General features: G+C 71.9%; 8 protein-coding genes and 2 pseudogenes. 1 reads left to right on the forward strand and 9 read right to left on the reverse strand.

Features of this window, described 5'->3' with window-relative positions; all coding sequences use genetic code 11:
- Window positions 1-328: 328 nt before the first annotated feature.
- The 7 genes and pseudogenes from RIF68_RS25155 to RIF68_RS25185 form a co-directional block, all read right to left on the reverse strand.
- Complete coding sequence (locus RIF68_RS25155) at window positions 329-529, reverse strand: hypothetical protein (protein ID WP_309053582.1); 201 nt, start codon at window positions 527-529, stop codon at window positions 329-331.
- Window positions 526-1,006, reverse strand: a pseudogene (locus RIF68_RS25160) (ATP/GTP-binding protein); the annotation flags it as partial. The gene RIF68_RS25155 and the pseudogene RIF68_RS25160, both read right to left, overlap by 4 nt.
- Before the next feature lie 98 nt (window positions 1,007-1,104).
- Window positions 1,105-1,239 carry a hypothetical protein gene (locus tag RIF68_RS25165; RefSeq protein WP_309053583.1) on the reverse strand — a complete coding sequence of 45 codons (135 nt, stop codon included), beginning with the start codon at window positions 1,237-1,239 and terminating at the stop codon, window positions 1,105-1,107.
- Between the two features lie 117 nt (window positions 1,240-1,356).
- The gene (locus RIF68_RS25170) at window positions 1,357-1,821 is read right to left on the reverse strand and encodes an RRQRL motif-containing zinc-binding protein (protein ID WP_309053584.1); all 465 of its coding nucleotides are present in this window, start codon (window positions 1,819-1,821) and stop codon (window positions 1,357-1,359) included.
- A gap of 299 nt (window positions 1,822-2,120) precedes the next feature.
- Window positions 2,121-2,294: a hypothetical protein gene (locus tag RIF68_RS25175; protein ID WP_309053585.1), complete on the reverse strand. Its 174-nt coding sequence runs from the start codon at window positions 2,292-2,294 to the stop codon at window positions 2,121-2,123.
- A 51-nt stretch (window positions 2,295-2,345) separates the two neighbouring features.
- On the reverse strand, window positions 2,346-2,897 hold the full coding sequence (locus tag RIF68_RS25180; RefSeq protein WP_309053586.1) for a hypothetical protein: 552 nt from the start codon (window positions 2,895-2,897) through the stop codon (window positions 2,346-2,348).
- Between the two features lie 48 nt (window positions 2,898-2,945).
- Window positions 2,946-3,439 (reverse strand): annotated as a pseudogene (locus tag RIF68_RS25185) (hypothetical protein).
- Window positions 3,440-3,662: 223 nt separating this feature from the next.
- On the opposite strand from RIF68_RS25185, the gene RIF68_RS25190 reads away from it, so the two are divergent.
- Window positions 3,663-3,824 carry a hypothetical protein gene (locus RIF68_RS25190; RefSeq protein WP_181399531.1) on the forward strand — a complete coding sequence of 54 codons (162 nt, stop codon included), beginning with the start codon at window positions 3,663-3,665 and terminating at the stop codon, window positions 3,822-3,824.
- A 1-nt stretch (window position 3,825) separates the two neighbouring features.
- On the opposite strand, the gene RIF68_RS25195 is transcribed toward RIF68_RS25190, so the two are convergent.
- Complete coding sequence (locus RIF68_RS25195) at window positions 3,826-4,014, reverse strand: hypothetical protein (protein WP_309053587.1); 189 nt, start codon at window positions 4,012-4,014, stop codon at window positions 3,826-3,828.
- Between the two features lie 79 nt (window positions 4,015-4,093).
- Window positions 4,094-5,739: chromosome segregation protein ParM (locus tag RIF68_RS25200; protein WP_309053588.1), on the reverse strand; the 1,646-nt coding region annotated here is incomplete at its 5' end.

Genomic DNA, 5,739 nt, shown 5'->3' on the forward strand with positions numbered 1-5,739 from the left:
CGGGCTACACAGCCCTCAAGCGCACGCTCGACACCCACGCCAAGCACCTGTCCGCAGCGATCGACGCCGGGCACTCAACTGGCCAGATTGCGCACTCACTGGACAACTAGCCCGCTCAGTCACAGCCGCGCCGGTCGGGGTTGGTGCTGTCGTGTATCGGGACGTCGACCTCGTAGATCCGCAGGTGCATGACGTCCAGCTCCTCTCTGTGCTCGGTGGTGAGGGACCACCGCGACCGCCCCGGCCTCCGTCGTGCTGGAGGCCGGGGCGGCACGGAGCGCCCGTCACGCCGGGCCCGTTTCCCAAACTGGGGAAACGGGCCCGCCGGTCAGAGGTCCAGGTGGATCGTGATGGGCCGCCGGGGATCACCGGCGCTCGTGCGGACGGTGCGGCGGTGCGCGGCGAGGCCGGCGGCCCCGCCCTGGATCGGCAGGTGACAGTCGCGGCAGCCGTGCCACCACTCATCCCCGGCCGGGAGTTCGGCCGGGGTGAGCGGGTGTGGGTGCGGGCCGTCGGCGGCGCGGCTCACGCGACCGCGTCCGCGTACTGCGCTTCCAGGTCCGCGCGGCCCTCGGGGTCGTCGTCCTGGTCGTGGTCGTCGGCCTCCTGGTCGACGTCGGGGCCTCCGTGGACGGTGCAGACGATGTCGGGTCGTTGTCCATGGCGCCGGTCAGCGCCTTGTACAGGTCGGTGACCGAGTAGACCGGCGCCCACGCCTGGCCGGCGCACTCCGCATCGAAGGGGCACGGCAGCAGGACGTCGAAGCAGAAGTCGCCCTCTCCGTCGACGTCGTCGCGGTACGCCAGGGTGAGGTACTGCTGCCCGAGGCGATCTCCGCGACGCGGTCCCGGCCGGTCACCAGGTCCGAGCCCGGCCGCCACCGCCACAGCGGCAGGATCTCCGGGCCGAAGAAGCGGCGGACCAGCAGCAGATCGGTCAAGCCGGTGCTGCCGTCGCGCCCGAGGTCGGCCTCCCGGGCCTGGGAGAGCCGCTTCAGGAACGGCTCAGTCGGGGCAGCGTCACCCACAGGGACGAACTGGGCGGCCCAACATCGACGCCCGCCAACGGAGACAGACACCCGAACCTCTGGACAGGCCAAACGCGTCAGCGGACCCGCGGGAGCGAGACACCGAAAACGGTGGACACGGCCTTCGCCGCGTTAAGCGCGGAGTCTCCGATCGCGCTCCCGGCGCGGGTCAGTCCGAGAAGGGCGGCGAAGACGGCGGGACGATGCTGCATGCTGAATCTTCCCTGCGCTCGCAGGGGTGAAGGAGCGGGCGGCCGGCCTTTGCCGGTGCTGCGGCCGCCCGGTTGTGCGGGCCCCGCCCCGGCCTGGACGGTCGGGACGGGGCTGGCTCACGCGGCCAGCCGGTGAACGGCCGGGGCCGGGAGGGTCATCAGGCTGCTGGGGTCGACGGGCGTACCGTCGAAGCACTGCAGGCAGCAGCCGAGCTTCTTCGAGAGGCAGATGTAAAACCGCCTCCCGCACTGGCCACAGGTCTGCCTCGCTGCCATCGCCTGATCGAGCGCCCACTCCTGAGCGAGCGTCGGCGTCCGCTTGGGCTTGGCCAGGTCGACGCGGAGCAGGTAGCCGCGGGTGGGATGACGGCAGGACCACTGCGGGCGGGTCGCGCACAGCCTGCACCGCAGGATCGCGACCGGGCCCTCGTTGTCGCCGGGGCTCAGCCCCATCTCCCGTAACTGCCGCCTGGTGACCAAGCTTTCGGGCACCGTGCTGCGGTCGTACTCGGGCAGCGCCGTCTCACTGCGCGGCACCCGGGTCACCTCGGGGCGGCGGCGCTTCTTCCTCGGGCGCGGCATCACCTGCTCCAGGCGCCGGGCAGCTGCTCGGGGCGGTGCGGGTAGCGGGGGCCGAAACGCTGCGGGCGGGGCCGGCCGATCCGGCGGCGCGGGCGGGGAATGAGCACGAGCGGTTCCTCCAGGTAGTTGGTGGACAGCGCTGCGCCCCGCCGACGTCGTGCTGGTGTCGGCGGGGCGCCACGTGCGGCCGGGCGGCCTGTCCGGTCCTCGCCCGACCCCAGAGCGGGGCGGGCGAGGACCAGGCAGGGCGTCAGGTCAGCGGGCGGTGCGGAAGATGCGGCGGCCCACGACCGCGCCGGTCAGCGCTGGAGCGGGTGGATGTTGTCGCCGTGGTCGTCACCCGCCGGAGTGGGGGCGGGGATGGTGGCATGCAGATGGAGCGCGGGGTTGAACTGGTACTGCGGCGGGTGGTTGTGGACGATGGGCCGCAGGGTCAGGCCGCGCAGGGCGAAAATGCTGGCCAGTGCCCACATGAGGGCGGCGAGCCCGGTGGCGGCGGCGCGGCCTCCGGCCGGGGCGGTGGATCAGATCATGGCGAGGCTGCCGATCCCGAACAGCAGCCAGGCGATGCGGGCGCCTGCGTTACCGAAAAACCCGCCGACCAGCCCGAGCAGCCCTGTCAGCTGCCAGAACGCATACAGGGCGGCCGGGGCGACGGCGAGGTGCGCGGCCTGGTCGGCGAGGAACACGCGGACGGGGTAATCGACCGTGCCCACAGGCCGCTGCCGTCGCTGGCGCTGGTGGCCGGGACGTTGGACAGGCCCGTGAGCGTGGCGGAGGTGATGTTGCCGGCGGCGTCCAGCATCAGCACGATGAGGCTGAGCCCGCCGAACAGGAGGGCGGCTCTGATCCAGGTGGCGATCTCGTACCAGCTGACGTGCCGGGCCTGCCCACCGCTCGTAGAGGAAGCCGCCCTCCTCCCAGGACGCCTTCCACGCGGCGCGCAGCCACGCAAGCCGCCCAGCGCCGTGCTGGCCGTCCAGCTCGGGGGCCGGCGGCACGGGCGGCAGCTGGTTGAACAGGTCGAGGAAGGAAGGGTTGTCCTGGCCGTTGATCGGCTTGTCGTTGTGCGTCATGGCGTGGCTGCTCCCTGTGCCGGAAGGCGGGCGATGGTGGTGGGCGGGTCAGTGGATGTCGTTGCGGGTGCGGGCGAAGAACGCGCCGCGGGTGGTGCTGTTGTTGTGGATCTCGGTGTGGTGGGTGACCGGGCCCTCGTAGACGTTCTTGGTGACGGCCGCGCGGGACTTGCTGATCGCGCCGCCGATGGCGGTGGCGGCCATGGCCAGGCCCGCGAACGGCAGGGTGGCCATGAGGACCCCGGTGAGGCTGACGGAGGCCAGGCCCTGCATACGAGCCAGGCGCCGCAGCCGATGCCGGTGATCCCGGCGCCCACGCCGATGCTCGCGACGGCGATCCCGGCCGCCCAGGCCGGGACGATCCGGTGGTCGGGCTGCGGCACGGCCGGGGTGGTGCCGAAGGCCGGCGGCGCGGTGTCGTCGCGGTAGGAGGTGGGGTGCTGCCGGACGGGCTTGCCCGCCCACTCGTCGAGCAGGCGGCGGGCTTCGGCCGCGGCCTCGGACTCGGGCAGGCCGGACTGGGTGGTGTGCAGGGGGTCCATCAGGGGTCTCCGATCACGCGGGAAAGGGGTGCGCCCTTCCGGCCGTGGTGGCGGGGAGGGCGCGTGGGGGAGTGGTCGCGCGCAGCGGGGAAGGGCGTCGCCGGAGTCGTGTCCGGCGGCGCCCTTCGGTGTTGTGCAGCAGGTGGTTTGTGGCTGGCGGGTGGGTAGTCACCGCCCGGCGCCCCGGGCATCCTCGATCCGGCAGCGCGGTGGAGGGATTCGGGTGGAGTTCGTCTTCGATTGCGGTTGGTGCGGCGGGGACAACTACTTCGTCGGCAGGCAGGTCGGCTTCTGGGTCGACAAGTGGGAGGTCCCGTCGGAGTGGGACTGCCGTTTTTGCGACGGGCTCAACTACACGCCCGACCCGCCGTGGACCGAGGCGTAGGTCAGAAGCTGGCGAGCAGTCCGGCGAGCGCGGCCAGGCCGGTGTTGATGGCCGGGGCCAGGCCGGTCGCGGCGAGGGTGAAGCCGAACAGCGTGCAGGTCAGCGCGGGGCCGACGCGGACGTGTCCGCCCTTGACCAGGACGACGACGATGATGGCGAGCAGCGCGGCGGCGGAGATGGACAGGCCCACGGCGGGGGTGCTCCTTCATGAACGGTTGGGGGCCGGCCGCCGTTCGGGCGGGCCGGCCCCTGGGTGATGGGTGGGTGGTTCAGGCGTCGGTGAGGCTCTTGATGGCCTCCAGCGCCTGGCGGGGCGAGGTGACCTTCGGCTCGGCGCGGCGGCTTGTGCGCTTGGAGCCGCCCTTGCCACCGCCTCCGCCGCCTCCGCGTCGGCGGGGCTTGCCGTCGCCGTCGTCGTCCTCGTCGGGCTCGGGCCAGAACTCGCCGGGCCGCGGCTCGGGCTCGCTCCAGTCGAACCACAGGCCGAGCTTGGTCAGCTCCTCGATCTCGTAGTCGGTGAGCCGGTGGATCTCGCTGGGGAACAGGCTGGAGAGGTCGTGGTCGAAGTCGACGTACAGGGCCTTCATCAGGACGGCCCGCCCGTTGTCGAGGACCACGACCGCGACGCCGCCGGTGGAGACGCCGTTCTCGGGCTCGGCCTCGCCGGCCATGGCCCGCTCGATCGCGCTGCCTTCCTTGGGGGCGTAGCGGGCGGGGATGGTCGGGACGTCGTAGGCGTTCTCCATGGTGCCCTCCGCCGCCTTGCGGGTGGCGCCGGGCGAGCCCATGTTGAAGATGACCGGGCGGCTGTTCTGCCGAAGGTTGTCTTTCATCTCCGTGGAGAAGCCGTTGTGCGCGAACGGCGACTGCCCGGCCGGGTTGAAGCCGATCCCGTACTTGAGGCCCATGACGGTCAGCGCGTCGCCGTCGGCCTGGATGAACTCGCCGTACTCGGGGTCCTGGCTCGCGGTCATGAACTCATCCGCGTAGACGTTGAGCTGCTTGTAGGGGCAGCGCGGGTCGCCGGGCTTGTAGTCGTGCGGCTTGCCGTCGTGCGCCCACGGCATCTCCGCCCGGATCTGGCACAGGGCCTTGGCCGCGCGCAGCTGGCGGGCCATGTAGAGCGGGGTGATGCCCTGGCGGTCGATGAACTCCCCGAGGGCGGTGGTCTTCTCGTCCTTGAAGCAGGACGACAGCCACACGATCTGTCCGGCGTTGGACTCGGCCACCATGGTGACGGCGAAGAACTGCGTCTTGCCGCCGCGGGTGACGCCGAGGACCAGGCCGTGCTTGGCGGCGTTCTTGTCGTGCTGGAACACGAAGTTGTGCACCGGCTGGCCGGTGATGCTGAACCCGCACACGTACATGCCCTTGGCGTCCGGGGTGAGCAGCTCGCGGGTGGCGGGGAACTTCGGGGACAGCGGCGGGGTGTCGAACACGCTGATCAGGAACTCGGCCCCTTCGACCAGGACGAAGACGCGGCTGTCGTCATCGGGCAGGCCCAGGCCGCGGCAGACCTTGGACAGGTCGATGCGCGGAGTCTCGGTGGAGTCGGTCATCCTCGCCCGGTAGAACGTCACCCCGCGCTCGTTGTCGCGGGTGGTGTGGACCAGCTCGGAGCCGGGGGCGCCGCCCTTGGCGCTGGCGACACGGTCCGTCCACTTCTCCTGGTCGGTCGGCTTGGTGCGGCGGCGCTGGTTGGCGTCGGGGGTGATGTGGGCCTCCATCCAGCCGGGGCCGCCCTGGCGGCCGGGCTGGATGGCGACCTCGCAGAGCACGACGTCGCTCGAGGGCACCGCGAACGGGGCGGCGACCGCGGCCTCGGTGAGGCCGGTGATCGGCCGTCCGGTCTCCGAGGCGCGCAGCAGGATCGTCAGGTCGTGCCGCTGCCCGGGGTGCCGGGTGGCCTTGACGA

This window comes from Streptomyces sp., from assembly GCF_031178505.1.
Lineage (GTDB): Bacteria > Actinomycetota > Actinomycetes > Streptomycetales > Streptomycetaceae > Streptomyces > Streptomyces gulbargensis.

Excerpts from the sequence above, each read along its gene's own strand:
- RIF68_RS25170 (WP_309053584.1), bottom strand. The coding sequence starts at position 1,821 with ATGCCGCGCCCGAGGAAGAAGCGCCGCCGCCCCGAGGTGACCCGGGTG.
- RIF68_RS25175 (WP_309053585.1), bottom strand. The coding sequence starts at position 2,294 with ATGTGGGCACTGGCCAGCATTTTCGCCCTGCGCGGCCTGACCCTGCGG.
- RIF68_RS25165 (WP_309053583.1), bottom strand. The coding sequence starts at position 1,239 with ATGCAGCATCGTCCCGCCGTCTTCGCCGCCCTTCTCGGACTGACCCGC.
- RIF68_RS25180 (WP_309053586.1), bottom strand. The coding sequence starts at position 2,897 with ATGACGCACAACGACAAGCCGATCAACGGCCAGGACAACCCTTCCTTC.